1 rRNA gene is annotated in these 617 nt (G+C 51.9%); it reads right to left on the bottom strand.

Features of this window, described 5'->3' with window-relative positions:
* Positions 1–617: ribosomal RNA gene (locus MKD50_RS30570) — 23S ribosomal RNA — on the bottom strand; the annotation flags it as partial.

Here is a 617-nt window from a genome sequence, read left to right as displayed (position 1 = left end):
GCGTCCGCAGCTTCGGTATATAGCTTAGCCCCGTTACATCTTCCGCGCAGGACGACTCGATCAGTGAGCTATTACGCTTTCTTTAAAGGGTGGCTGCTTCTAAGCCAACCTCCTGACTGTTTTAGCCTTCCCACTTCGTTTCCCACTTAGCTATATTTGGGGACCTTAGCTGGCGGTCTGGGTTGTTTCCCTCTTGACACCGGACGTTAGCACCCGATGTCTGTCTCCCGTGATTGCACTCTTCGGTATTCGGAGTTTGCTATGGCGGGGTAATCAGCAATAGACCCCCCAACCATGACAGTGCTCTACCCCCGAAGGTGAGACACGAGGCACTACCTAAATAGTTTTCGGAGAGAACCAGCTATTTCCAGATTTGTTTAGCCTTTCACCCCTATCCACAGCTCATCCCCTAACTTTTCAACGTTAGTGGGTTCGGTCCTCCAGTACGTGTTACCGCACCTTCAACCTGGCCATGGATAGATCATCTGGTTTCGGGTCTACACCCAGCGACTCAACGCCCTGTTCGGACTCGCTTTCGCTACGCCTTCCCTAATCGGTTAAGCTTGCCACTGAATGTAAGTCGCTGACCCATTATACAAAAGGTACGCCGTCACCCC

Origin of the sequence: Cupriavidus mimosae (genome assembly GCF_023952485.1) — a bacterium.
Classification (GTDB): domain Bacteria; phylum Pseudomonadota; class Gammaproteobacteria; order Burkholderiales; family Burkholderiaceae; genus Cupriavidus; species Cupriavidus taiwanensis_C.
The sequence above is the reverse complement of the archived record's forward strand: the minus strand, read 5'-3'. Positions and strand labels throughout refer to the sequence as shown.